A 25,700-nucleotide genomic window follows, 5' to 3' on the forward strand; every position below is an offset into this window, starting at 1 on the left:
TCACCGTATTTTCACTACTGCCGAAACAATCAGTTTTCGACAATATTAAAATCATGGTGCCCGGAGGCGGAATCGAACCACCGACACGAGGATTTTCAATCCTCTGCTCTACCGACTGAGCTATCCGGGCAACGAGGTGTATTAAACGGGTTTTCGTGCTTTAGGTCAACATCAAAATGCAAAAAAAAGATCGTTTGTTGTTTTTCTATACTTAATGACCCATTTTTATCCATTTTCAACAGCTAAAACTACTGCATTTTTGCAAAACTAATGAAATTTTGAAAATTTAAGTTATTAAGATGGGCAACATTATTAGGGTCTGTTGACCATTCGAGATGTTTTTGAAGGTTTTGGGTTTTTAAATAGTAAGTTCAGAAACGTGATGCTGTTTTTTTTTGATAACAGGAGTTGTGGTCAAAAGGTGACATTGGGTATAAAAATTGTAGTCCTATGGCATTAAGAGGGGGGAGTAAGTTTGAAAGAAGCAAGGATGACATGTGATGCTAAGAAAAAAGCCAAGTCATGAGACTTGGCTTTGAATGTGGCTCCTCCTGCTGGGCTCGAACCAGCGACCTGCGGATTAACAGTCCGTCGCTCTACCAACTGAGCTAAGGAGGAACTATAGGTTATATAAGTGTGTGTCCACTTTTACCAAATTATGGTGCCTCGAGGCGGAATCGAACCACCGACACGAGGATTTTCAATCCTCTGCTCTACCGACTGAGCTATCGAGGCAAATATAAATGGTGCCGACTACCGGAATCGAACTGGTGACCTACTGATTACAAGTCAGTTGCTCTACCTACTGAGCTAAGTCGGCGCACTATATTTTGCACTTTGATACATGGTTATTGCACCAAATATAAATTGTGGTGCCCGGAGGCGGAATCGAACCACCGACACGAGGATTTTCAATCCTCTGCTCTACCGACTGAGCTATCCGGGCAACGGAGCGTTATTAAACGGATTTTCACTCTTGTCGTCAACTTGTTTTTGTAAAAAAAAAACAAAAAAGTGATTGAGTGTCGATTATTTAATCATTTTGGCTGATTATGTTTTGCCTGAGTTAAATTCCTTTTTAAATTTGGTCACTTTTTCTAGGTAGCGCCTTGCTTCAGCATTGGGGTGTTTTTTAGTTAAAGCCCAGTAAACTTGGTTGGGTTGTAACGAATTCAGATCTTTCATTGCTCGTTTTCTATCTGAGCGGTTGAACGTATTCAGTACTCCACCGGTTCCCCCGTTGTAGGCAGAAATCATACTGTATTCAAGAGACTTTCTATGATTAACCTCTTTTAAATAACGATTTTTTAGAATATAGAAATAAGCGGTACCAGTATCGATATTGTTCTCTGGGTTAAATAAATATTCTGGCGAGGGCTGACCTGAACGTTTTTTGACCAACTTGAATACGTCTTTTCCCGCTGTTTTAGGTACGACTTGCATAAGGCCGTAGGCATTTGCCCAACTGACAGCGTAGGGGTTAAAGCTGCTTTCCGTTTTAATAATGGCGTAGATGAGGTCTTCGGGGATGTCATATTTACGTGATGCACGTTGTACTATATCTGCGTATTTGTAGCTTCTTATCTCAAATTGATTTTCCACCATGGGAATCTCAACGTAATAGGATTTTTTGAAATCCACCTTTTTAACTTTGAGCTTGTTGGCTATCAAATAATCCGCAAAACGGTTAGCACGCCATGACCACTGTATGGGTTTGTTGTCTTGATCTACGACTTGCTTGTAGAGGAAGGGTTGCCCCTCTAGTTTAATGTTTTTGGATGAAAATAAGTCTACATTTGCTGGATCATCAGGCGTCAGTAGGGTCGTAATAATGGCATTCTTTAAATGGGCTTTGGGGTCTGTCGTTGATACCGTTTCTATCGTAATAAGACCTTTATCAAAACTCACTTCGGAGCGACTTAGGTAATTATCAATGTATTTGACGTAGTTGCTTTTCCCTGCGAATTTAATTTCGTTTGAACCCCAGCGTTTTTCTATCTGACCTGAAAAGCTATCAATCAGTTTATTTAGTGCCGCAGTGTCTTTTTGGAATTGGCCAGGCAATTGAGCTAAATGTTTTGCAAAACGATTGGTAGGCTCATAGTCGACTTCATACAACTGTTCGATAAATTGCCTACTGCATCCAGCGAGTAAAATAGGTAAAAGTAAATAAGTCAGTTTTTTCATAATCACCTTAAAAAAATGACATCACTAAAGTTAATGATGTCATGGTGTTATCTATGATAAGCAATACGATAGGCATTACTCGCTTGGTGGCGTATATCCTTCGATATGGACGTCTTTACCTTCAAAAAGAAAGTTGACCATTTCTGTTTCAATCAACTGGCGATGCTCAGGATCCATCATATTGAGTTTTTTTTCATTGATGAGCATCGTCTGTTTGTGCTGCCATTCTGCCCATGCCTGCTTTGAAATGTTATCAAAAATACGCTTGCCGAGCTCTCCCGGATAAAGTTGAAAATCTAAGCCTTCGGCTTCTTTCTGTAAGCGAGTACAAAAAACGGTACGGCTCATAGTGGCTCCTTTAAATGATCGTTTTTTAGTTCGTGAGGAAGGCTTTCTAGCAACTGTTTTACTGGAGCTGCAAGTCCAATCTCTTTAGGTTTAGATAAGTTATACCAAAGACCTTGGCTCCCTTCCATTACCATATGAGGTTGCTTTGATAAATCAAACAAAATTGGTGTGATATCGAGATGGTAATGACTAAAAGTATGACGAAAAGCGATCAAATTTTGACGGCTTTTGATCATGGCGTCAGTAATATCTAATTTATTAAAGATTTGCTCAACATTTTTATCCTCGCTTTGAGGAAAACAAAATAAACCACCCCAGATCCCAACCTGAGGTCGTTGTTCAAGCCAGATTTGTCCGTTGAAATGGAGTATGGCAAACCATGTCTGCTTAAATGGCTTGTCTTTTTTCGGTTTTTTTCCGGGGTAATCTAAAGGGTTGCCTTGCTGGTTCGCAATGCACATTGACTCGATGGGGCATAAACCACATTTTGGTTTACTGCGAGTGCAGACCATAGCGCCCATATCCATCATTGCCTGATTATATTTATCCACGTTGTTGCTGGGGGTATGCTCTTCGGCATGAGCCCACAGTTGGTTTTCTACCTTCTTTTGTCCGGGCCACCCAGCAACAGCAAAGCTACGTGCCAGTGTCCTTTTTACATTTCCATCCAGTATTGCGTGAGGTTGTTTAAATACTGATGACAGAATAGCAGCAGCAGTCGATCGCCCAACTCCTGGTAAGGCATTCATATCCTCGATATTAAGTGGGAATTGCCCCTGATATTGGTGAGCCACAATTTGAGCAGCTTTGTGTAGGTTCCGTGCTCGGGCGTAATACCCTAGTCCGGTCCACAAATGCAGCACTTCATCCTGTTGTGCATTGGCTAGATCAACCACGGTCGGGAAACGCTGCAAAAAACGCTCATAGTAAGGGATAACGGTAGCAACCTGAGTTTGTTGCAACATAATTTCAGATAACCATACGCTGTAAGCGGTTTTGTTTTGCTGCCAGGGTAGGTTTTTTCGTCCATATTTTTCGTACCATTCTAGGATGGCACTAGCGAAAGGTGTCACGATATGCTCTACATTATTAATTATTAAATTTTACAAAATTGCACCACAGAATCGTGGGAAAGTACAACAGTTAAAACGTAAAGATATACCCATATCGGGCGGGTGACGATCAATGAACTAGGCTCTAAATGCACTAAAAGACTTGCACCAGTGGCAATTCTTTGGATAATCACAGTCCCTTAAATGTAAGACCAATTTTTAAACAGGCAAGATCATGAGTGAAGTGACGACCAATGAGTATAATGAAGACGGTAAGCTAATACGCAAAGTCCGCAGCTTTGTTCGACGTGAAGGGCGTTTAACCAAAGGCCAAGAAAATGCGATGAACGAGTGTTGGCCGACGATGGGTTTAGATTATCAAGATCAACTGCTGGATTGGAAAGTAGTATTCGGTAACGATAACCCTGTTGTGCTTGAAATTGGCTTTGGCATGGGAGCATCTTTAGTTGAAATGGCTAAGAATGCTCCGGATAAAAACTTCATTGGTATTGAAGTCCACAGCCCAGGTGTTGGCGCTTGTCTTGCCGATGCTCGAGAAGCGAGGCTCACTAACTTAAGAGTCATGTGTCACGATGCTGTAGAAGTCTTTGCCAACATGATACCTGATGGTTCATTGTCTACTCTGCAACTTTTCTTTCCAGACCCATGGCATAAGAAACGCCATCATAAACGTCGTATCGTGCAGTTAGAGTTTGCAGAAATGGTGCGCCAAAAGTTGAAGTTGGAAGAAGGTATTTTCCATATGGCCACCGATTGGCAAAATTATGCAGAACACATGATTGAAGTGATGAATCAAGCACCAGGTTTTGACAATATCGCGCCAGAGGGGGATTTTATTCCTCGTCCAGAAGAACGACCTCTGACCAAATTTGAAGCTCGCGGGCATCGCTTAGGTCATGGTGTGTGGGATATTAAGTTTAAGCGCACCAGATAAAACAATAGTTTGCATTCCTAGTCAACGATTTTGCTTTTTCCTAGTATGACAAGCTGGTAAATTGAGTAAAATATAAGGGAGCCAACATATCAATGTTGGCTTTTTTGACCCTACAAAACAACAATAACAAATGTATGACAAAAGGTTACTGATGAAGCCAACACGACAAATTCTTGCTGAGATTTTAGAAGAAGTTCGTCCCTTAATTGGCCAAGGGAAGGTAGCGAACTATATTCCAGCACTCGCTAAAGTGCCTGCAGCAAAGCTAGGGATGGCGGTGTTCACCAATCAGGGGGACGTCATTAAAGCAGGTGATGCTGATGAAGCTTTTTCTATTCAGTCGATTTCTAAGGCCCTGAGCTTAACCTTGGCAATGAATCTATATCAGCCGGAAGAGATATGGAGCCGAGTGGGCAAAGAGCCTTCAGGACAGGCATTTAACTCATTAATACAGCTTGAGATGGAGCAGGGGATACCACGTAACCCATTTATTAATGCTGGTGCGATTGTTGTCGCTGATCTGCTGAACAGCCGACTCTCTGCACCGAGGCAACGTTTACTCGAGTTTGTACGCAGATTATCAGGGGATACTCATATTTGCTATGACAAGGTCGTGGCCTCCTCAGAAATGATGCACAGTGATCGTAATGCTGCCATTGCGTATTTAATGCGCTCGTTTGGTAATTTTGACAATGAAGTTATTCCAGTATTGAATAACTACTTTCACGCTTGCGCTTTAAAAATGAGTTGCGTTGATCTCGCGAAAACCTTTAGTTATTTGGCGAACAAAGGGTCATCAGTTCAAACTGGTCAGCAAGTGATCACGCCGACTCAAACCAAACAGCTCAATGCTTTGCTGGCAACATGTGGTTTGTATGATGGTGCAGGAGAGTTTGCCTATCGTGTTGGAATGCCCGGAAAGTCTGGGGTTGGTGGTGGAATTATGGCGGTAGTCCCTGGAGAAATGACCATAGCGGTATGGTCTCCTGAGCTCGATCCCTCAGGCAACTCTCTTGCGGGTACAAAGGCATTAGAGCTACTTTCCGAGCGCATTGGACGCTCTATTTTCTAAATATTCAAGGGCACACTGTGCCCCTGAATATTACACTACTCTTCAGGCATAAAGGCAGCAAGCAGGTCGTTGAGAAATAGTTTCCCTTTTTGTGTTACTTGCCAATGAGTCTCTGTTTCTGTGATGTATTCCAAGCCGATAGCCCAATCCATTACTGGTTGGATTGCATTTAAACTGAGTCCTGTTGTAGATATAAAGTCGTTTTTAGGGCATGCTTCTGTCAGTCTAAAACGGTTCATAAAGAACTCAAAAGGGCGCTCTGCATCTTCAACGTTATGTTCAGAGCTTAAATAGGGCTTCACCATATTATCGAATGCTGCCAAGTAGCCTTTCGGGTGTTTGATCTTGGTCGTTCTAATTATTCGACCATCAGAAAAACTTAATTTCCCGTGTGCACCGCAGCCTATGCCCAAGTAGTCACCAAAACGCCAGTAGTTCAGGTTATGTTGACACTGATACTCTGGTTTGCTGTAGCCAGAAGTTTCATACTGGACATAACCAGCCTCGGTAAGTTTTTGGTGACCGATCTCGAAAATATCCCACAGATCATCGTCATCAGGAAGTTGAGGTTGTTTATAATAAAAAAGTGTATTTGGTTCTATTGTGAGTTGATACCAAGACAAATGCGGAGGAGAGAGCTCGATGGCTTGGTCCAAATCAGCTAAAGCTTGCTCGATAGTTTGATCTGGCAGACCATGCATCAAATCTAAATTAAAGCTCTTTAACCCGATTTTATGAGCTAAGCGAGCGGCATTAATCGCCTCTTCTTGGCCGTGGATCCTTCCTAATCGAGAAAGTTTCGCTGCTTCAAAGCTTTGTACACCAATCGAAATCCTCGTCACTCCAGCTTTCTGGTAACCAGCAAAGCGTTCAGCTTCGATTGTTCCGGGGTTGGCTTCCATAGTGATTTCGATATCTGGCTGAAAAGATATCTGTTGCTCAATGCCATTGAGCAGTGCCGCAATCCCTCTTGGTGATATTAAACTCGGTGTGCCGCCACCAATAAAAATAGAATGAAGTACTCTCGGACTGTCATTGAGGCGATAGCGCAATAGATCATCTCTTAAGTCTTGTAATAATGCGGCAATATACTCATCTTCTGGGATCTCGGCTTTGAGCGTGTGAGAGTTAAAATCGCAATAAGGACATTTTTGAACACACCATGGGATGTGAACATAGAGGCTGAGTCGAGGTGGTACCAGCAAGTTCATAACCGTAACCTTTCCTAGTGATTACTGAGCTTGCTGTGAAAGAGCTTTGAACAGTTGTTGAAGTGCTTTTCCTCTATGAGATAAACGCTTTTTATCTTTGGGTTCGAGTTCTGCTGATGCACAAGCGGTTTCTGGAACGTAGAACACGGGATCATAACCGAATCCATTTTCACCACAACGTTTGGTTAGGATTTTACCTTCCCATTGGCCGTGACACACAAGCGGCGTTGGGTCATTTTCGTGGCGCATGAAAACGAGTACACAATGGAAGCGAGCCGAGCGTTGTTCATCGGGAACATGGTGCAGCGATTCAAGAAGTTTATCGATATTTGCAGAGTCCGTGGCCTCAATGCCCGCGTAACGGGCTGAGTAAACTCCAGGAGCTCCACTGAGCGCATCGACTTCTAGGCCTGAATCGTCGGCGATAGCCGGAAGACCAGTACATTTTGCTGCATGGCGCGCTTTAATGATAGCATTTTCTATGAAAGTGGTGCCTGTCTCTGCGACGTCTGGTACATTAAACTCACTTTGAGGAAGGACATTAAAACCATAATCTGACAATAGGTCGGACATCTCTCGGACTTTACCGGCATTACCAGTTGCCAAAACCACATTATTCATTGTGTAATTCTCTCGCTTTCAAAAGAGTGGCAAGCATACTCACTCTTCGACATAAAATTTCTGCGAGAACTTTAATTGACCTGTGCCCTTAATGCCAGCATTTACGTCAATAAAAAACGTGATTTGCTCTTCTTCACTAATGGGGAATTCGGCTAGGTAGTAGATGGCGCTGCCTTCTTTTACCTCTCTAAAATTTAACTGCTTGATTTGTCCTATAAGGTTTTGGCTGCGGCCGGAGATTTTGGCAGTAGTGGCAGGCTTCCCAACTTGAGAGTTATCAAGAACACTGATATTGAGTAGAGCGGAGTAGCCGTTGCGCTTTATCTTGTAACTGCGTGCTACTTTGGCTGGAATAAAAGTGCTGTTAAAAGCGGAGTAGTGCACTTCGACATTTTTGATGGTTTTGAATTGGCCAGTGTATGCAGGTAATGAGAGAAGGCTTGCAAGTATCGATATTATCCAATATTTCATAACAAGTCCTTGTAACGTTGATTTTAATCGAGCGTTATATTTAATGTTGAGTCGAGCAGTACATAAACATCCCTACTGATTTGTACTGCTTCAGTATTAGCGATTTATAGTTGTTACCAATATGAGCGGATCACGTCCCCCCAAATTAAACCGATGACATCTCCCACTAAAATGTTAGCAAATTGCAGGGCAATAAACACCACGATCATACTCAAATCAATTCCGCCCATAGGAGGGATCACACGACGAACAGGGGCCAGCATGGGCTCGGTTAACTGTTGGAACACGTATTCGATAGGGCTGCGTCCCTGACTCACCCAGCTTAAGATCGCTCGAATAATTAATATCCAAAATAGAAGCTTACCTGCAGCTTTTAAAAGTGAAATGGCACCAACTATCAAAAAGTCAGGCTGAAATATCACCGCTCCCTTCGATACGATCAGGTATAGAGCAACTAACTTACCGACGCATAAAATATAAGCAAATAGCACCGTGGCTAAGTCAATGCTGCCTATTGATGGTATGAGGCGGCGCATAGGGCCAACAACAGGCTGGGTCGCTTTTACAATAAATTGCGAAAATGGATTATAGAAGTCTGCCCTTGCTGCTTGGAGCCAAACGCGTAAGATCACGACCATAATGTAGAGATCAAACAGGGTAGAAATCAGAAAGGTTATTGAATTCATAGTTTACCTTCTTGTGAGCGTACTGCTCTGATCATTAAAACTGTTGTTCCATTGCTTGAGCTCGGGCAACGGCCGCTTGCATAGCTTTGGATACTATATCGGAAATTTGATGTTGATTGAAAGTACGTAATGCTTCAGCGGTGGTTCCACCTTTTGACGTCACATTCTCGCGTAGCGTTGATAACTCAGTATTTGGGTTACTTTGCACCATGGCTGCCGCACCAAGCGCAGATTGCTCAACGAGCAAGCGCGCAGTTTGTTTATCAAAACCTTGAGCAATGGCTTCCGCTTGCATGGCTTCCATGAAAAGGAAAAAATACGCGGGTGCACTCCCAGCGGCTGCAATAATATTATTGATTTGGTTTTCCTTTTCAACCCAACAAACCTTACCTACAGCCGACATCAAATCTGCAGCAAAGTCTTTGTCTGCTTGAGAAACGCATGCAGGTGCAAAAAGTCCACTCATTCCCAAGCCAATTTGAGAAGGTGTGTTGGGCATGACCCTGACGATATTTTCTTGTCCACCGAGCATTTCACTAAGTCTTGAACATTGAATGCCAGCAGCTATAGAGATAATTAATTTTCCAGTCCAATTGACGTTTTGCAATGGTGCGCAGACTTCCTGCATCATTTGTGGCTTGACTGAGAGAACCACAATATCCGCATCGCTCACTGATTCCACATTATTGTCACTGGTTGAAATACCATAGTTTTGCTCAAGGGGGAGACGTCGCGTCATTGAAGGTGCTGTCGCCCGAATAAGCTCTGCAGGATAACCATCGGTTACAAGGCCTGATACGATAGCCTTAACCATGTTTCCTGCCCCAATGAAGGCAATTTTTTTGTGTTCCATAGACGATAATTTCCTCTTATGAATATGTCTATTGCTTATTGCTGTAGTCTCGTTGGCCGAAAATCGCTGTTCCAATACGAACCATAGTTGTTCCAGATTCAATGGCTGCCTGCATATCACCGCTCATCCCCATGGATAGAGTATCAATCTGTTGATTGGAAAATCTGTTTTTGAGCGTCTGTTGCAGATTGGCTAACTCACCAAATGCGCTCAATTGTTCCTCATAATTGGACGTTTGAGCTGGAATGGACATCAACCCTCTTAATGTCAGGTTAGGTAGTGAGGATATCAACTCTGCCAATGAAAAAATCTCATTATCGTTGATACCAGATTTAGATGTTTCACCACTAGTGTTGACCTGAATAAGAACCTGCAAAGGTGGGAGCCCCTCTGGTCTTTGGTCATTGAGTCTTTGAGCCAGCTTCGCTTTATTCACGGAATGCACCCAGTGAAAGTTTTCCGCAACATAACGAGATTTATTAGACTGTATCGGACCAATAAAGTGCCATTCTAATTCTAGCTCGGGGTGATGTGAGGCAAAATAAGCAACTTTTTCAGTGCCTTCTTGTACATAGTTTTCCCCAAATGCTCGTTGACCCGCATTGGCAGCTTCGAGAATTGCGTCTACGGGTTTGGTCTTACTAACCGCAAGAAGTTGCACTGTATCTTGCGTTCGATGGCACTTCTGTTTGATGGCTTCAATTTGTGATGTGATTTGTTCTATGTTTTGTTGAATACTGGTCATTATCAGAGTCACTTATCAAGAGATAAAATGGATATCACTAAATTACTGGATTTTAGTGTAAAGCATAATGCTTCAGATCTACATCTTTCTGTAGGTGTTGTTCCTATGGTGCGTGTTGATGGTGACCTTAAAGCAATCGATGCACCCATATTGAATCATCGATGTTTTGAGCAAATGCTGGTGGCACTCTGTTCTGAAAAGGAAAGACTGACTCTCGCTGAAATAGGTTACCTTGATTTGTCTATTGATTGGCGAGATCTCGGTCGGTTTCGTGTAAGCTTTTTCTACAAATTGAGCGGGTATGGGGCTGTATTCAGGGTCATCCCACATAGTATACCCAAGTTAGATGGTCTTATTAGCGCGACAGTTTTCGAGCATTTGACCGCGCTCTCTGAGGGCATGGTGTTAGTTACGGGGCCAACTGGGAGCGGAAAATCAACAACGTTGGCGGCACTCATAGAGTATATTAACTTTAACCAAAGTAAACATATAGTCACGCTTGAAGACCCAGTTGAGTACGTTTATCGCAGCCAACGCTCTTTAATCACACAAAGAACTCTGATGCCTCAAGAACAAAGTTTTGAGCAGGTGTTGCAGAGTGTCTTGAGAGTTGATCCTGATGTGATTGTTGTTGGTGAATTGCGGAGTGAGGCAAGTATACGTTTTGCACTGACAGCAGCAGAAACTGGTCATCTCGTTTTGGCGACATTACATACGCGCTCGGCAGCCCAAACGATTGAACGTATTATTGACGCTAACAGTGGTCCTAGTTTGTCCATGACCCAAGGCTTATTGGCGAGCTGTTTACAAATGATCATTACGCAACGCCTATTAAAACGAATTGAAGGTGGGAGAGTGGCTTGTTATGAAGTGTTACGAGCGACACAGGCAATACGTAATCTCATCAGAGAAGGCAAACATACCCAGATACATTCTGTGATGCAGTTGGGCCATGAACATGGCATGCAAACTTTTGCGCAGCATGCCACTTATCTTGTATCAGAGGGAGTTGTTTCATCAGGTGAAGCAAAGTCACTAATGCTTTATAACCGAGCTTGATTATTAACTAGGCTTATGTCCATTGATGCTCAAACCAGCTTTCCAAGATCACAACGGCGGACTGGCAGTCGACATTTCCTTTAGTTAGTGCTTTATACCCGCCCATTGCAAAAAGTTCTGAGCGGGCTTCCGTGGTTGATAGTCTTTCGTCGTGTAATTCAACATCGACGCCAAAACGCCCATGTAGACGGTTAGCAAACTTCTTTGCCCTTTGAGTTATCGATTCAAGAGCTTTGCCATGAAGATCCATAGGCAAACCAACAACGATGAGGTGTGGTTGCCATTCTTTGATTTGTTTTTCAATCTCATCCCAATTGGGGATGCCATCGTTGGCTTTGAATGCTTTTAGTGGAGAAGCTGTGCCTGTTACTTCCTGACCAATAGCACTACCAATACTTTTGGTTCCGAAATCAAAAGCCATAATTGTTCTAGACATGTGTTTTATCTTATCTGTTATGCGTGGCCTATGTCACTGGAGAGCTGTGAGGCATCGATACCAAGCATTTGTACTGCTTTTTGCCAGCGTTCATTAATTGGGGTGTCGAAAATGACATTGGGATCGGCTTCAACCGTTAACCAAGAATTCTCTGATAATTCAATTTCGAGCTGGCCCGCTTCCCAGCCAGAATAGCCCAATGCAACAAGATATTGACTCGGCTCAGCTTCTGTCCCGAGAACACCGAGAATATCTTTGGATGTTGTCACTGAGATGTTGTCAGTCATTTTGATGCTTGATTCGTATTCATCTTTGGGTTGGTGAAGAATAAAACCTCGGTCTTCCGATACTGGCCCGCCGTTTAAAACTGGCTTTTCCAAACTTTCTTTTTGCAATTGAGGGTGGCTCGGTTCAACGTCCACCTTTTCTAGCATTTTACCTATTGTTATGTCGATAGGAGCATTGATCATTAACCCCATTGCGCCATCTTCATTGTGCTCACAAACATAGATAACACTGCGCTGGAAGTAGGGGTCTTTCATTCCAGGCATGGCAACTAAAAAGTGGTTGGTTAGATTCATACAGGCTCCTTTCAAATCGAGCAGGCCACGTAAGCCTGATAGTTACATTTTTACCCGACGTTCAATAGCATCCATAAGCTTACCTGTTATTGATACATCGAATACAGCCTCAATTTCACGAATACAGGTTGGGCTGGTGACATTAATTTCAGTGAGTTTGTCACCAATCACATCCAGTCCAACAAATATAAGCCCTTTTTCTTTAAGTGTAGGCGCTACTGCTGCAGCTATCTGTTTATCTGTCTCACTGAGTGGTCTAGCCTCTCCAGTTCCTCCGGCTGCGAGATTACCACGAGTCTCTCCTTTGGCAGGTATTCTTGCCAAGCAATAAGGGATGACTTCACCATCAACGACAAGAATTCGTTTGTCACCATTGGTAATATCGGGTACAAAAGTTTGTGCCATTGCGTAGTTTTGACCATGGTTAGTGAGTGTCTCAATGATCACAGAGAGGTTTGGATCTTGCCCTTTAACCCGAAAAATAGAAGCTCCACCCATACCATCAAGTGGTTTTAAAATGACGTCGCCGTGCTCTTCTCTAAATGCTCGGATTCGTTCCGCTTTTCTCGAAACTAAGGTTGTTGGGGTAAGCTCTGGAAACCAAGCAGTAAAAAGCTTTTCATTGCAATCTCGTAAACTTTGCGGTTTGTTAACAATCAAAGCACCATGCTCTTCAGCACGCTCTAATATGTAGGTTGCATAGATGTACTCAGTATCGAATGGAGGATCCTTGCGCATCAATACTGCATCAAGATCAGCGAGTTTGATGGTTTGCTCTGACGTAAACCGGTACCAGCATGACGGATCTTCTTTTAGTTCAACCACTTTAGTGTCTGCTATGGCGATGCCTTGTTCCAGGTGAAGATCATGCATTTCCATATAGTGGATTTCGTAGCCGCGATGTTGAGCTTCAAGCATCATAGCAAAGCTTGAATCTTTTTTTATGTTTATGGACGAAATAGGGTCCATTACTATGCCAAGTTTTAGCATGATTTATCTCCGTTTAACCTAAGTCACCAAATCGCACCTGCAGTGCAGTGATAGCCGTTAATGCTGCTGTTTCTGTTCTCAGCACCCGTGGACCTAGCAAAATATCACTAAAGGCATATTTTTGGGTCATATCAATTTCTGCTTCAGAAAGCCCGCCTTCAGGGCCGATAAGTAGCTTAACTTGTTCTACAGGTGTCGGTAATGTATTGATCGAATAATCAGCGCGTGGATGTAAATTAAGTTTTAAACCATCATATTCTTCGCCACACCAGTTCTCTAAAGACATAATAGGGCGTATGGAAGGTATTCGATTTCGACCACATTGTTCGCAGGCACTGATAGCAATTTTTTGCCACTGGGCGAGTTTTTTTTCAAAACGTTTTTGATCAAGCTTGACGCCGCAACGTTCAGAAATAAGAGGAGTGATGACTTCCACACCAAGCTCAACCGACTTCTGTATGGTGAACTCCATCTTATCGCCACGAGAGATAACTTGGCCGAGATGAAGCTTTAAATTGGACTCTGCACTTCTTTCGATGCTTTGTTTCACCTCTACTTCAACGTTTTTTTTCGATTGACTTGAGATTGTCGCGATAAATTCACTACCGCTACCATCAAACAAACGAAGCTCTTGCCCTATTTTCATTCGAAGTACACGACCTACATGACCTGCCGCTTCTTCACTCAGGGTCAATAGGCCAAGTTGGGTGATCATTTCTGGATGATAAATTCGTGGAGTTCGCATGATTGGGTGTATTTACTAGCAATTAAATGTAGCTCTTAAGATGGATGCTTGTTGATTAAAAAACAAGGGCAATTATACATTTAATGGGTATAAGTCAGTAAGTTTAGACACTCTCACCAATGATTTATCAAAACTCGCTTTGGTGTTGTTTAAGTTCAGATTGACATTTTTTGCAGCGATACTGAGCTTGTCCTCTGATAACTTTGTTGTGTCTTCTCAGTGAGATAAGGTGTTTGGTACAGCCGCAATGATATTCGAAGGTTTTTCCTTCCACTGAGCTAATTTGGAAATTATGGGTTGTTTGTGCGGGTAACTCAAATACTCGATTCATCACGGCTTGCCACTCTTTTCCATGTGGCTTTACCTTTCCGTACAACTGGTGAACGATTATGTGTGCAACCTCATGAGGGATGACTTGCGTGACGAATTCGTGTTGATTTTCGCTAAATAATACTGGATTAAGGCGCACTTCATTCAAATGAAGATAGGCTTTTCCGGCTGCACGTCCACGCAACTTGAAACTTAATGTTGGATGAGGAAATGATCGATTAAAGAAACATCGAGCTTGCTCGATGCAATGTGACATAGTCTTGATAGCTTCATATTTTAGCTGGGTGTCAATTTGATTCATCGAGTTTAGCCTGCCTATGCGGCAGGCTATTGTATATGAAATGCAGCAGAGAGCTACTAGTCGTGATGCTTTTTCCTGATTATCTCGTGATATGCGTGCCAAGTACCGTAACCGAGTATCGGCATAGTAACGAGCATTCCGACACCGAATGTAGCGAAGCCGACTAACACCCCGCCACAGATCAATGTTGCCCATACTATCATGGCGGGAAGATTGGATCTGACAGCATTGAAACTGGTAAAGACTGCGCTCATCATGTCGACGCGTCTCTCCATCATCAATGGCATCGAAAAGGCCGAGATACTAAAGACAAAGCTAGCTAACAAAAACCCGACTAGTGAGCCTATGAGCAGGAAGGGCAAGAATTCAATTACTGGTGCGCCTTGAACAGATGGGTACAAGACGTGCAGCAGTGCTGCGATACGCATCCAAAAGATCATACACACGGTAAGAAGAACGGCAAATGCCCACTGGGAGGTCGAATTTCTACCGATTGCCTTCATTGAGTGCAGTAACCGAGGTTTGTGCCCTTTTTCTCGTTCCCAACTTGCATCGTAAAGACCAAGAGCCAAAAAAGGACCAATCAACATATAAACGATCAATGCAGGCATAACGACCAGATGTGTACCTTGCCACTGTAATAGAAGCACGATGCCAACTGCTGCAGCCATGAAACAAACGCCGTAAAAACCGCTGATTAGTGGCATTCGAACGAAATCGTGCAAGCCAAGTGATAACCAATGAAAAGGTGCTGATATACTGACCTTGTTACAAGGAATAGTACGAGCGAAATCAGCGTTATGAGCTTCCTCTTCGTGCTTGTCTTTTTCATCAAATTCACTAGGTGCTGTACGAGGCATACATCCTCCTTCTTGACTGAGCAAGCTGTATAAGCCTGCGAGGTTAGCAACTGACAGATTATCAGATATTTCTCTCTTCACTCGTTACGAATGAAACTTGAGTTTGGATTAACTGATACCTATTTAACTATTGACCTTATGATGAAAAAATACAAATTTCGATTTTGTGTTGATAGATAAAAAAACGCCTGACAAGTCAGGCGTTTCGCTAAAAAGATTGAGAATGTGGTCGGCTCTTTCTAAAGTCCTGCAAATTCTCTAAGAGCAGCCGCTTTATCAGTTGCTTCCCAAGGGAACTCTTCACGACCAAAGTGGCCATATGCTGCTGTCTTTTTATAGATCGGCTGAAGCAGGTTTAACATTTCTTGCAGGCCGTAAGGGCGAAGATCGAAGTATTGTCTTACTGCTTTGATAATGATGTCATGAGATATTTTCTCAGTACCGAATGTTTCAACCATAATTGACGTTGGATCAGCAACACCAATAGCATACGATAACTGAATTTCACAGCGGTCAGCCATTCCAGCAGCCACAATGTTTTTAGCTACATATCGCGCTGCATAAGCTGCACTGCGGTCAACTTTTGACGGATCTTTACCTGAGAATGCGCCACCACCGTGTCTTGCTGCACCACCATAGGTATCGACAATGATTTTACGACCTGTTAAACCGCAATCACCCATTGGACCACCGATAACAAATCGGCCTGTTGGATTAATAAAGAAGTTGGTGTCTTTTGTAATCCACTCCGCAGGAAGAACGGGCTTGATAATCTCTTCCATAACTGCTTCACGCAAGTCAGGGGTTGAGATTGAATCACAGTGCTGAGTTGAGAGAACGACAGCGTCTATACCTACGATTTTGCCATTATCGTATTGGAATGTAACTTGTGACTTTGCATCAGGACGAAGCCAGGGTAGCGCGCCATTTTTACGAACTTCTGCTTGTTTCTCTACTAAGCGGTGTGAGTAAGTAATTGGAGCTGGCATAAGGATATCTGTTTCATTGGTAGCATAACCAAACATAATACCTTGGTCACCTGCTCCCTGTTCTTTAGGGTCAGACTTATCGACACCTTGATTAATATCTGGTGATTGCTTACCTATGGTGTTCAGTACGGCACATGAATCAGCATCAAAACCCATATCAGAATGAACGTACCCAATATCGCGGACAGTTTGTCGAGTAAGCTCTTCAATATCCACCCATGCCGAGGTTGTGATCTCGCCACCAACCATAACCATACCTGTTTTGACGTAAGTTTCACAAGCAACACGAGCTTTAGGGTCTTGTTCAATAATAGCATCAAGAACAGCGTCTGAAATTTGATCGGCAATTTTATCCGGATGTCCTTCTGATACTGACTCTGATGTGAATAGGTGCTTAGCCATATGGCGCTCCTTAATTTTATGCACGTCCTGATAATAGGAGGACGCAAAGAATATATATTTAAATAGGTGTATCTACTTCTGGACGTCTATTCTAGTTTTGAAAACGTTAATATCAAGTTTTTTTTGCTTGTGTGAGTAAAGTCAATCTTATCTTTAGTGTATGCATTAGTTTCCATAGCAATGATGTAACAAAGGTGTGTGAGAAATATTTGCCTCTCGCTGAAAAGCTTAACCGATTAGGTGATGTCATGTTGGCCATGGCAACGAGTGTGATTTGTTACTTACTCGGGTGAACTATTAGAAATGAATGTCTAGTGAGCAGACTAGAGAGACTAGGGAATTATGATCGTTAGTATAAAGGTGCGGTCGAATAATATTGCTCTATTGCTTTTATTTAGCTGGATTCGCTGAGCACTTTAACTTTTCTATTCATAAGTGCCTGTATAGATTCGGCCGTGTTTGGAGTGCTGATTACTTCTGTGTTCTGTTTGCCGCTAGAGTGATAAACAAGTTCTTTAAGATCCCGTATCGAGTTAGATTTGTTATTCGCATAAGTATCACGGCTTAGTATCGTGACTACATGACCTTTGAACTCGCCTTGCTGTGCGGATTTAATTGGTGTGTTGGATTCCATCTGTGCGATAGAAGGAGAAATTTTGGGTAGCGATATGTTATTGGCCATGGTGTGCTTACACTCTTATAGTCGAGCTGTGAGAACCAAAAGGTGCAATGTCAGCAGATATTTGAGCTGATAGTAATGACTCCCAAGATTCGCTTTGTGTAAGTAGCTCAGCCAGTGCAGACTCGAAAAGTTCATAATCCAACTGTTCTGCATTGAGTAACCTATTTAGGCAAAGTTTGTTTCTATGATTGTCCAAACTAAAAAATAGTTGGTACTCGTCCCAGTGATAATTGAATGCTAGAAATGAGCGATAGAGATCAGAATTCATCACTTTTAGGTCGACGATCTCTGCCTCAAGTTGAAGTGTCTCGGATTCTGGATGAAAAATGAAGTGCACTCTTAAACTATCGTCAAAAGCTAAACCTAGTTGATTGTCGACTAGTTTTAAGCCTGACAAACCTATTTGATGGGAGTACGTAAGTAAAACCTCATCGACCATTTGGCGCGCCGACATAAAAGCATTCCTTTTTTCATAACCACAAATTAATGTATTGGATACTTCGTTTTATGTTTATCAAAATTGGTTGGTAATTTTTATATATTGGTCTTTACTAATTTAATAAACTTTCTATCTAATCTTTATTAAATTGATTTCATATTGGCGTTTTTATTGTTATAAAAATAAAAACAATTAATTTTAAAAAACTATATTAATTCTCGTTTTTGATTAAATATAAAGTCTCGATTTTGAGAATTTGTTTATATTAAATATACCGCTTGATTTCTTGTATAATTTTGTAACAAAATTGAAATCTTATATATAGGAGATATTTTTAGGTTATGAATAAACTATTTTTGTTTTTTTCTTTATTTACTTTAGGTGCTTGTACTCATAAAAACACTATTAATACAGACTTCTCTAGTGATTCACAGGCACTAGTGCATGGTTGGCTGCTTTTTGATGAATATGTGACACCTGTGAGTACTCACATTGAAGTTGAATTATGTCAAGTTATTGAAAATCAATGCCTTACGGTAGCGAGGCAAGAGTATCAAGGCGTCCAATTACCTGTTCAATACTCGTTCGTTGTTGCCCCTATCCAAGCTGGGAGTGGTGAAATGAAAGTGCGTGTAGGCCTATCTGAAAAGGGTAAGTTGATCGCAAGTGCTGAGGAGGAATATACGTTTTCAACAGATAAAACTCAAAAGAATATACATCTGGAAAGGTTGAAAATTAATTTAAAATCATATAATTAGAATTTCTTGTCTTAACGATTATTTTTTGTAGGAGCAGTAATTATCGACACGTTTTTTTAATTTTCTTAATAAATATTCCTCTTGAACTTATATGCAACGTGTTTTTTATTTTAGGTGGTATATTTAGATTTATAATAGTTTTTATTCTATTAATTTACTGCTTGGGTACATAAATACTATTGATGTAAATTTCATTATCAATTATATTTCACCCATTGAAGTTGTGATTAACATTATTTCATGTTTTCTTATAAAACAATATAACTTATTGAATTCCGATTGCTAGAAAAGCTAGAAGGTTTTTTGTATTCTGCATTTTAGTGATTGACTTAGTTATATCTATTATTGATTTTGGTGAATTTCTATACAATCGGTTTTTTAATTTGTAACAATATATTATTAGCAAACCAACACAGTAATTTAACGATCTTATCTAACTATATTCATGACAATGGATAGTACTTAGTCTTTTATCACAAAGATGGACATTAAGTTCATTGTGAAAATCGTACAAATTCCCCAAAAAACGATAATTCAGATAGTTAATATAACTAACTTTCTATTACTGAACTTGTAAGGAGCTCTAGTCTGCCCTTGCTCTGTGATAGATGTCTGACATATGAGTTATTTTCCTGAAATTTAGAGTTAAAACTCGACTGCTATGACTAGAGTAAATGGATATCAACCTAGTTCATAACCCAATAGTCAGTTTACTTTTTTACTCACTTCAATGTTCATCGACTCGATGCCAGCAAGCATATTGAGTTTTTATTTAACTAATTGATATTTAGCCGCCATTTTATTTTAGACAGGCTGGAGTTCGGCACTTTCTTTTAAACTGAGCAAGTGATAACTATGAAGGGTAGAAGATGGATGTGTTAGGCCAACCAAACACAGATAAGCTCGACTCGCGCTTACGAAAAATCCATATCGCTGATTATTACGAAAAATATGACGAGGTGCTCCATTCTAGTCAGCCACGCATTGTCATTGTTCATAATGGTCAATTGAGAGTTCAAACCGGTGATTGCACAATTGATGTGGTTGCTGGCTCTGGCATTTATCTGGCACAAGGGGATTACCTACTCGAATATATGCCGAGAGAAGGGAACTTCAATGCCTCTGTGGTTGAGTTTGATACCGAGATTATCAGTGAGTTTTTGCAAAAACATAGCAGCTTGTTGATGTCGTTGCCAAAAGTCGAGAATGTTTCATCCGGTCTGTTCTCTTTCACTTTCAACCTATTGATAGAACATACTTTATCGGGTATGAAAACACTCGAATCTCAGTCCTTTCCAGATGTTATCATGCGTCTTAAATACGAAGAAATGCTGATCTTACTGTTGCATGGGGAGCGAGGAGAGGAACTATATGCATTGTTATCAAAACTCACAGATAACACTGCTGAACGACTACGCCGCTTTATGGAGCGCCATTATCTAAAAGAATGGAAATTAACAGACTACGCTCAAGAGTTCGGAGCCAGTCTGACTACCTTTAAAGAGCTTTTCAATGAGTACTATGGTGTTTCCCCTAGAGCTTGGATAAGCGAACGTCGTTTATTGCACGCACACAAGCTACTGCTCACAAGCCAGATGAGTATGGTTGATATTGCCATGGAAGCTGGTTTTTCAAGTCAATCTTATTTTACACAAAGCTACCGGCGCCGATTTGGCACAACGCCAAGTAGAGTGCGTTCTGGTGATGAACAAGTCGCCATTAGCCGATAAAATGTCTGATGACTAAAATATTCTGACTAATTTTGAAAGTCATCCCCCAATCTAAGCTCTATTATGAACAGCGTAAAAGCGAACAAAACTATTACCTCTACTTCTTTCGGGATAGTTCGAAGTAGATGCGGAGAAGATCACAAATGAAAAAGCAACATTGGCGACGCCGTTCGCTTTTTCCCAACAAAATTGTGAAGAAAAGAAAGATCACAGTGTTGCAGCGAGGTTCAAGACGTGAAGGCTTAATGCAGTCCTCGCAAGAGCCCGACGTTATGGATGTTAATCACCGGCAGCTAATCAAGGTAGGTGTCTTAAACAACGAGCAAATGTCTTTGTTTCAGCGCCTACTTGAGCGGACCGTTATTGATGGTTTGTGTGCATGCCATGTGGTTCAAACTTATTATAGGTTAGGGGCGTCATTAGACCGGTTTGCTATGCGCCTTTTCCTAGAAATAGGTAGCCAAATAAGCGGTAACCATGGGTTAAACACCTTTGAACGAAGAGTGGATTATATAAACAGTCAACTGGGATTTCGATTTAATTTAGCATTACCTAAAACGCTAATTTTAAATATGCATTTAACCTTAAATGAGTGGGTTAACCAAAAGACTGATCAGACGGCACTGTATGAATCCATAAAAATTGAGCAATTGATGACTCAGTTAAACATTCAGAAAAAATATTGGTTGAAGCTCGCTAACGAAAAGAGTAGTGCAAGCTTTGCGAACCAGCAGTTGCAAGAGATTCAAAACCAACAGTGCGAGCTAAAAAAGCAGGTTGGAGGACTCGACGAGTCGGGTAAACGAGTTATTGAATCACATCAAGTACTGGTTAATGAGTGGCAACCTATCTTAGAAAGCCTTATGAGTTTATCTGAATATAGTAAAACGTCAGACAAATTTGTTACAGAATGGAAAGTATGGTGTGCAGAAGCTCGATTACAGGCACCAGAGCTCTCTGATGTTTGGAATGCTTGTGACCAGGTGTATTCAGACCTCAATGCTGTCGCAAAGATTTGGCAATGGTTTCAAAACATGCAAACCGTTGGCCACTTCGATCATTATTATTTTGATGTTCAAAGCGATTTATGTGGTCACGTTTGTAACCATCTCAGCCAGATTTAAATAGAGTTAAATATGTTAGATCAAATGATGAAATCTCTAGCGGTAACGCTCGGAGTTGAGGACTTTATTGCTTCAAATAATGGTTCTTATGACATTGAAGTTGATCAGATGTCGCTTACCATCCGCAAACAATCATCATGGTTAGTATGGGAAACGGTGCTCCCGTTTCAGTTCGAACAACACCTTAATTACCAGCAAGAACAGGCACTAAAGCATTGTATGCAGCTCTCATTAAAAACGTTGCGTAACGCTCAAAGCACGCTAACTGTCGACCATAATAATCAGCTCATGGTTCAGGGAAAAATGAGCATGGTGAATGCTGCACAAGAAGAGTTTTATTCTCAGCTTTCACAGCATGTGAATTTAGTGGCTCAGTTTAGTGACTTGCTTGAGCACCAAAGCGTGAACCATAGCGTCAACCACAGAGTATGGATCCCATAATGATTGCCGTGATAAAAAATAAAATATGTAGGTTCGGTTTCTTTCTTTCGTGTGTCTTGGCAATACTTCCTTTGCATGCCTCTGATTTGAATTGGTCTGATCAGCCATTTCGTTACTATGCGGATAATGACTCTCTTAAAGATTTGCTCAATAACTTTGGCGCGAATTATCGGGTTTCTGTGTCGGTCAGTGAAAAAATTAACGAGCGGATCAGTGGTCGCTTTACGCCCGATGACCCAGCAGAATTCCTAGATTACATTGCGCAGGTATATAACCTGATTTGGTATTTCGACGGCTCTGTATTACACATCTATAAAGCCACTGAAACCCGTTCACGACTATTACAGTTGGAAATGCTAACGGCACGTGAGTTGCGTAGTACCTTGATTTCTACGGGGGTTTGGGATTCTCGTTATGGTTGGCGTGCTGCCGAAAACAAGGGGCTTGTGTATCTTTCTGGTCCTCCTAGATACGTTGATTTGGTTATACAAACTGCCGATGCACTTGAAAGCCGATTAGTTCAGAAAGCAAACTCAACCGATGAATTGTTTGTAGAAATTATTCCGCTTAAATACGCATCGGCGACGGACAGACAGATTACTTATAGAGATCAAGCAGTGACTGTACCTGGTATCGCTTCCGTCTTAAATCGAGTGTTGTCTGGTGTACAAACTCAGGTCGGGATAAGAGGCAACGAAGACGCTGAAGCAGCAGCGCCTAAAGCCAATGCCAAAAGTGTGTCAGTCCATAGCGCAGCATCTGTTGAGGCAGAGCCAGGTCTAAATGCGATTATCGTTCGAGATACCCAGGCTCGGCTACCTTTATATCGGCAGCTAGTGGCTCAGTTAGATCAGCCTCAATCAAGAATCGAAGTGGCGCTTTCGATCGTTGATATTAGTGCAAACAATCTAAGCCAGTTGGGTGTTGATTGGCGCGCTGGGGTTTCGGTTGGTAATAATAAAATCGTTGATATCAATACAACGGGTGATGTAACGAATGGCGATGTTTTACTTGGTAGTGGGCAGACATTTAACTCATTGCTGGATGCAACTAATTTAAATTTTCTCTTGGCTCAAATTAATTTACTTGAGTCTCAAGGCAGCGCGCAAGTCGTTTCAAGACCGACGCTACTAACACAAGAAAATGTCGAAGCAGTGCTGAGTAATAGTACTACTTTCTACGTCAAGTTAGTTGGCAGAGAAACAGCGGCATTAGATGAAGTCACTTATGGCACTCTGTTAAGAATTGTTCCGCGAATTGTCGGTGATAGGTTTGCCGAAAGGCCGGAAATTAACTTGAGTTTGAATCTAGAAGACGGTGCACAGATACCCGATAACGTAATTGATGGTGTGCCTTCGATACGTAAAACAGAGATCAGCACTTTAGCGACGGTCAAACAAGGGCAAAGTCTACTGATCGGTGGTGTCTATCGTGATGAAATTAGCCAGCAGCTGCGAAAAGTGCCCTTGCTGGGGGATATTCCATACCTTGGTGCATTATTCCGGAGTACAAACGACATCACAAGAAGAACGGTCAGAATGTTTATCATTGAACCGAGAATCGTTGTCGATGGTATAGGAGATAATGTCCTTATCGGTAATGAGTATGACTTAAGGAAAAAAATCGGCACTTTTAGTGATATTTCAAATAATAGCGCGCCATTAAGATCAGCCCTCTCTCCGTATAGTTGTCTTTCTCAAGAGCAAGCGGAGCGCTATCAACAAGACCTTTTATCAGAAGAAAAATCATCGTTTTTAACCAAATGTGATCTTCCTACTGGTCAAAAAGGGTGGCAAGTTCAAATTGAAGAGTGCGATGACCAAAAGACTCATTGTGTTCGACCAACAGAAGAGCAGTAACCTCGATGCAGCAGTGGAAAATTCGTATTCTCTCCGGAGTTCATTCCGGAGTAGAGGTAACCCTACCCAATGATTCATTGGTGATAGGTAGTGATGATTTTATCGCCGACCTAGTGTTGACTGACTCTGGGGTAAACGCGAGCCATCTGATTTTAGTATGTGACAACGACAACGTTGTACTCAAAGACTGTGAAGACGTCTCGGTTAATCAGGAGCCTGTTGAACTGACTTCTGAAGGTATCGAATTAACTCGGAATAGCTTAGTTTCGGTTGGGCAATTAACGTTTGCGATTGGCCATCTAGAAGATGATTTGATTTTTGAGACGACAACCAATGTTGAAGAAAAAACATCACGTTCGTTAACTCAGAAAAAATCATCGGGTTGGAGAAAGTCACTGTTCTCTGGACTGTTATTCAGCCTTTTACCAAGCGCAATATTCGCCAGTATTTGGTATCACCAAATATACGCTGCTGATGATGAAGTTACCAATCAAGCAGAGCCGATTGTGGTGGTGCGCGATATTCTTGATGAACTGAAGTTGGAGGATATTCGTGTCGAATGGAACGCAACAGCTCGTCAAGCGATGCTTGAAGGCTATGTTGAAGATAGTACGACAAAACTGCAGTTTCTGAGAAGAATCGACTCGTTAGGGATCAATTATAAAAGCGATCTGAGAACAATGGCGGAAATTCGACGAGCGGTACGCTTTATCTTGCGCAATCTAGGCTATCACCAAATCAAGGTGGAAAATGGTGAAGAGACGGGAACTCTTTTGCTGACAGGCTACATAGATGATGCGGGCAGTTGGAATCAAGTCGAACAAATATTAGAAAGAGACGTGCCGGGATTAGTGGCATGGAAGGTCGATCTGCAAAGAGCCGATGCATACATGGAGACGCTGAAAGAGTTGTTAAAGAAAGCTGAGTTGCTCGAAAAAGTACAGTTAGTCACAAGTGATGACCGTGTGGAAGTTCGCGGAGAACTTGATGATATTGAGACCACTCGTTTTTACAGTATAACAAGAGAATTTCGTGAGCAAGTTGGGGAAAAACCGTATTTAGTTTTAAAGTCAATCCCCAAGGTGAGTAAGGGAACCAATATTGATTTTCCATTTCGCAGCGTAAATTTTGGTCGAGTTCCTTACGTTATTCTTACAGACAATGTTCGTTATATGGTGGGGTCGCGCACGCCTCAAGGGTATCGCATTTCGAGTGTGACTCCTGAAAGTATCGAGTTGATAAAGGGCGGGCAAGTGATCGCCATTGAATTGGGAGACAGAGGAAAAAATACCAATGACAAATCTTGAGCAGTTATTACAAAGTGACTCGGGTAAAGAGCAGAAAGAGGTGCTCAGCCTCAAGTTTAGGCAGGCATTATCTGATGTAAAACGCCAATTAGACCTTGGATGCGCACCTTCTGAGTATCAGTTATTGGTTAAGCAGCATAATGCCTATGAGGCCGCTTTGACCGTAATTGAAAATTTTCAATCTAATCAACAATAGGAACGTACAATGGCTTCAGCAACAAATGGTAAATTTGAATCCGGAAAACTTGACCTAGACCAAATTAAAGACATCTTTAGTGGGGCTGCCAATGATGCGAGTCAGGACGTTAACGACAAGATTACTGCCTTAAAAAATAAACCAGATGATCCTGCATTACTTGCAGAGCTGCAACATTCTATTAATAAATGGACGGTGACCTTTAACCTGAGTGCAACCACCACTCGTGCCATCAAAGATGTTATGCAGTCAATTCTTCAGAAAATTTAA

Annotated in this window: 29 protein-coding genes and 5 tRNA genes; 11 read left to right on the forward strand and 23 right to left on the reverse strand. The window is 41.7% G+C overall.

The window, feature by feature from the left end; genetic code table 11:
• Positions 1 to 54 precede the first annotated feature (54 nt).
• From RH40_RS12875 to mutY, 8 genes are all read right to left on the reverse strand, one after another.
• A tRNA-Phe gene (locus RH40_RS12875) sits at positions 55 to 130 on the reverse strand.
• 412 nt (positions 131 to 542) lie between these two features.
• A tRNA-Asn gene (locus RH40_RS12880) sits at positions 543 to 618 on the reverse strand.
• 41 nt (positions 619 to 659) lie between these two features.
• Positions 660 to 735 (reverse strand) — tRNA-Phe (locus RH40_RS12885).
• A 9-nt stretch (positions 736 to 744) separates the two neighbouring features.
• Positions 745 to 820 (reverse strand) — tRNA-Thr (locus RH40_RS12890).
• Positions 821 to 870: 50 nt separating this feature from the next.
• Positions 871 to 946 (reverse strand) — tRNA-Phe (locus RH40_RS12895).
• A 104-nt stretch (positions 947 to 1,050) separates the two neighbouring features.
• Complete coding sequence (gene mltC, locus RH40_RS12900; RefSeq protein ID WP_009601981.1) at positions 1,051 to 2,187, reverse strand: membrane-bound lytic murein transglycosylase MltC; 1,137 nt, start codon at positions 2,185 to 2,187, stop codon at positions 1,051 to 1,053.
• 75 nt (positions 2,188 to 2,262) lie between these two features.
• The gene (locus RH40_RS12905; protein ID WP_009601982.1) at positions 2,263 to 2,535 is read right to left on the reverse strand and encodes an oxidative damage protection protein; all 273 of its coding nucleotides are present in this window, start codon (positions 2,533 to 2,535) and stop codon (positions 2,263 to 2,265) included.
• On the reverse strand, positions 2,532 to 3,608 hold the full coding sequence (gene mutY, locus RH40_RS12910) for an A/G-specific adenine glycosylase (RefSeq protein ID WP_009601983.1): 1,077 nt from the start codon (positions 3,606 to 3,608) through the stop codon (positions 2,532 to 2,534). Before mutY ends, RH40_RS12905 begins: the two co-directional genes overlap by 4 nt.
• Before the next feature lie 214 nt (positions 3,609 to 3,822).
• On the opposite strand from mutY, the gene trmB reads away from it, so the two are divergent.
• Positions 3,823 to 4,542 carry a tRNA (guanosine(46)-N7)-methyltransferase TrmB gene (trmB, locus tag RH40_RS12915; protein WP_009601984.1) on the forward strand — a complete coding sequence of 240 codons (720 nt, stop codon included), beginning with the start codon at positions 3,823 to 3,825 and terminating at the stop codon, positions 4,540 to 4,542.
• Positions 4,543 to 4,693: 151 nt separating this feature from the next.
• Positions 4,694 to 5,614 carry a glutaminase B gene (gene glsB, locus RH40_RS12920; protein WP_009601985.1) on the forward strand — a complete coding sequence of 307 codons (921 nt, stop codon included), beginning with the start codon at positions 4,694 to 4,696 and terminating at the stop codon, positions 5,612 to 5,614.
• Positions 5,615 to 5,649: 35 nt separating this feature from the next.
• On the opposite strand, the gene hemW is transcribed toward glsB, so the two are convergent.
• From hemW to RH40_RS12950, 6 genes are all read right to left on the reverse strand, one after another.
• A complete protein-coding gene (gene hemW / locus RH40_RS12925) occupies positions 5,650 to 6,825 on the reverse strand; it encodes a radical SAM family heme chaperone HemW (protein WP_039954707.1) in 1,176 nt (391 codons plus the stop codon).
• 21 nt (positions 6,826 to 6,846) lie between these two features.
• Complete coding sequence (locus RH40_RS12930; RefSeq protein WP_009601987.1) at positions 6,847 to 7,446, reverse strand: XTP/dITP diphosphatase; 600 nt, start codon at positions 7,444 to 7,446, stop codon at positions 6,847 to 6,849.
• Between the two features lie 39 nt (positions 7,447 to 7,485).
• Positions 7,486 to 7,917 carry a DUF4426 domain-containing protein gene (locus tag RH40_RS12935; RefSeq protein ID WP_009601988.1) on the reverse strand — a complete coding sequence of 144 codons (432 nt, stop codon included), beginning with the start codon at positions 7,915 to 7,917 and terminating at the stop codon, positions 7,486 to 7,488.
• A gap of 113 nt (positions 7,918 to 8,030) precedes the next feature.
• Positions 8,031 to 8,603, reverse strand: coding sequence for a YggT family protein (locus RH40_RS12940; protein WP_009601989.1), 573 nt, complete (start codon positions 8,601 to 8,603; stop codon positions 8,031 to 8,033).
• 34 nt (positions 8,604 to 8,637) lie between these two features.
• Positions 8,638 to 9,456 (reverse strand): pyrroline-5-carboxylate reductase, encoded by an 819-nt coding sequence (proC, locus tag RH40_RS12945; protein ID WP_009601990.1) that lies wholly within the window; start codon positions 9,454 to 9,456, stop codon positions 8,638 to 8,640.
• Between the two features lie 28 nt (positions 9,457 to 9,484).
• Complete coding sequence (locus tag RH40_RS12950) at positions 9,485 to 10,201, reverse strand: YggS family pyridoxal phosphate-dependent enzyme (protein WP_009601991.1); 717 nt, start codon at positions 10,199 to 10,201, stop codon at positions 9,485 to 9,487.
• Between the two features lie 27 nt (positions 10,202 to 10,228).
• Between RH40_RS12950 and RH40_RS12955 the strand changes: the two genes are divergently transcribed.
• Positions 10,229 to 11,260, forward strand: coding sequence for a type IV pilus twitching motility protein PilT (locus tag RH40_RS12955; protein WP_009601992.1), 1,032 nt, complete (start codon positions 10,229 to 10,231; stop codon positions 11,258 to 11,260).
• Between the two features lie 13 nt (positions 11,261 to 11,273).
• Here RH40_RS12955 and ruvX read toward each other — a convergent pair whose 3' ends face one another.
• The 9 genes from ruvX to RH40_RS13000 form a co-directional block, all read right to left on the reverse strand.
• Positions 11,274 to 11,696, reverse strand: a complete 423-nt coding sequence (gene ruvX / locus RH40_RS12960) for a Holliday junction resolvase RuvX (RefSeq protein ID WP_009601993.1) — start codon at positions 11,694 to 11,696, stop codon at positions 11,274 to 11,276.
• 17 nt (positions 11,697 to 11,713) lie between these two features.
• A complete protein-coding gene (locus RH40_RS12965; RefSeq protein WP_009601994.1) occupies positions 11,714 to 12,277 on the reverse strand; it encodes a YqgE/AlgH family protein in 564 nt (187 codons plus the stop codon).
• Between the two features lie 42 nt (positions 12,278 to 12,319).
• Complete coding sequence (gshB, locus tag RH40_RS12970) at positions 12,320 to 13,267, reverse strand: glutathione synthase (protein ID WP_009601995.1); 948 nt, start codon at positions 13,265 to 13,267, stop codon at positions 12,320 to 12,322.
• Positions 13,268 to 13,280: 13 nt separating this feature from the next.
• Positions 13,281 to 14,012, reverse strand: a complete 732-nt coding sequence (gene rsmE, locus RH40_RS12975) for a 16S rRNA (uracil(1498)-N(3))-methyltransferase (protein WP_009601996.1) — start codon at positions 14,010 to 14,012, stop codon at positions 13,281 to 13,283.
• 127 nt (positions 14,013 to 14,139) lie between these two features.
• Positions 14,140 to 14,634, reverse strand: a complete 495-nt coding sequence (locus tag RH40_RS12980) for a SprT family zinc-dependent metalloprotease (protein WP_039954718.1) — start codon at positions 14,632 to 14,634, stop codon at positions 14,140 to 14,142.
• Positions 14,635 to 14,699: 65 nt separating this feature from the next.
• Positions 14,700 to 15,503, reverse strand: a complete 804-nt coding sequence (locus RH40_RS12985; protein ID WP_009601998.1) for a DUF2189 domain-containing protein — start codon at positions 15,501 to 15,503, stop codon at positions 14,700 to 14,702.
• A 239-nt stretch (positions 15,504 to 15,742) separates the two neighbouring features.
• Positions 15,743 to 16,894: a methionine adenosyltransferase gene (gene metK, locus RH40_RS12990; protein ID WP_009601999.1), complete on the reverse strand. Its 1,152-nt coding sequence runs from the start codon at positions 16,892 to 16,894 to the stop codon at positions 15,743 to 15,745.
• 394 nt (positions 16,895 to 17,288) lie between these two features.
• Positions 17,289 to 17,576 (reverse strand): T3SS regulon translocated regulator ExsE2, encoded by a 288-nt coding sequence (exsE2, locus tag RH40_RS12995; RefSeq protein WP_009602000.1) that lies wholly within the window; start codon positions 17,574 to 17,576, stop codon positions 17,289 to 17,291.
• 7 nt (positions 17,577 to 17,583) lie between these two features.
• Positions 17,584 to 18,030, reverse strand: a complete 447-nt coding sequence (locus RH40_RS13000; protein ID WP_009602001.1) for a type III secretion system chaperone — start codon at positions 18,028 to 18,030, stop codon at positions 17,584 to 17,586.
• Between the two features lie 326 nt (positions 18,031 to 18,356).
• Between RH40_RS13000 and RH40_RS13005 the strand changes: the two genes are divergently transcribed.
• The 8 genes from RH40_RS13005 (at position 18,357) to sctF (ending at position 25,700) form a co-directional block, all read left to right on the forward strand.
• Positions 18,357 to 18,773 (forward strand): YscW family type III secretion system pilotin, encoded by a 417-nt coding sequence (locus RH40_RS13005; RefSeq protein ID WP_009602005.1) that lies wholly within the window; start codon positions 18,357 to 18,359, stop codon positions 18,771 to 18,773.
• An 869-nt stretch (positions 18,774 to 19,642) separates the two neighbouring features.
• Positions 19,643 to 20,503, forward strand: a complete 861-nt coding sequence (locus RH40_RS13010) for an AraC family transcriptional regulator (RefSeq protein ID WP_009602006.1) — start codon at positions 19,643 to 19,645, stop codon at positions 20,501 to 20,503.
• Between the two features lie 143 nt (positions 20,504 to 20,646).
• Positions 20,647 to 21,627 (forward strand): T3SS regulon anti-activator ExsD domain-containing protein, encoded by a 981-nt coding sequence (locus tag RH40_RS13015; protein WP_009602007.1) that lies wholly within the window; start codon positions 20,647 to 20,649, stop codon positions 21,625 to 21,627.
• Between the two features lie 12 nt (positions 21,628 to 21,639).
• Entirely contained in the window at positions 21,640 to 22,068 is a 429-nt protein-coding gene (locus RH40_RS13020) for a YscB family type III secretion system chaperone (protein WP_009602008.1), read from the forward strand.
• Positions 22,068 to 23,927 carry a type III secretion system outer membrane ring subunit SctC gene (gene sctC / locus RH40_RS13025; protein ID WP_009602009.1) on the forward strand — a complete coding sequence of 620 codons (1,860 nt, stop codon included), beginning with the start codon at positions 22,068 to 22,070 and terminating at the stop codon, positions 23,925 to 23,927. The genes RH40_RS13020 and sctC overlap by 1 nt, the downstream gene beginning before the upstream one ends.
• A gap of 5 nt (positions 23,928 to 23,932) precedes the next feature.
• Positions 23,933 to 25,234, forward strand: a complete 1,302-nt coding sequence (gene sctD / locus RH40_RS13030) for a type III secretion system inner membrane ring subunit SctD (protein ID WP_009602010.1) — start codon at positions 23,933 to 23,935, stop codon at positions 25,232 to 25,234.
• Positions 25,221 to 25,430 (forward strand): EscE/YscE/SsaE family type III secretion system needle protein co-chaperone, encoded by a 210-nt coding sequence (locus RH40_RS13035; protein ID WP_009602011.1) that lies wholly within the window; start codon positions 25,221 to 25,223, stop codon positions 25,428 to 25,430. Before sctD ends, RH40_RS13035 begins: the two co-directional genes overlap by 14 nt.
• Before the next feature lie 9 nt (positions 25,431 to 25,439).
• The gene (gene sctF, locus RH40_RS13040; protein WP_009602012.1) at positions 25,440 to 25,700 is read left to right on the forward strand and encodes a type III secretion system needle filament subunit SctF; all 261 of its coding nucleotides are present in this window, start codon (positions 25,440 to 25,442) and stop codon (positions 25,698 to 25,700) included.

This window comes from Vibrio caribbeanicus ATCC BAA-2122 (assembly GCF_000165125.1).
In the GTDB taxonomy this organism is placed as follows: domain Bacteria; phylum Pseudomonadota; class Gammaproteobacteria; order Enterobacterales; family Vibrionaceae; genus Vibrio; species Vibrio caribbeanicus.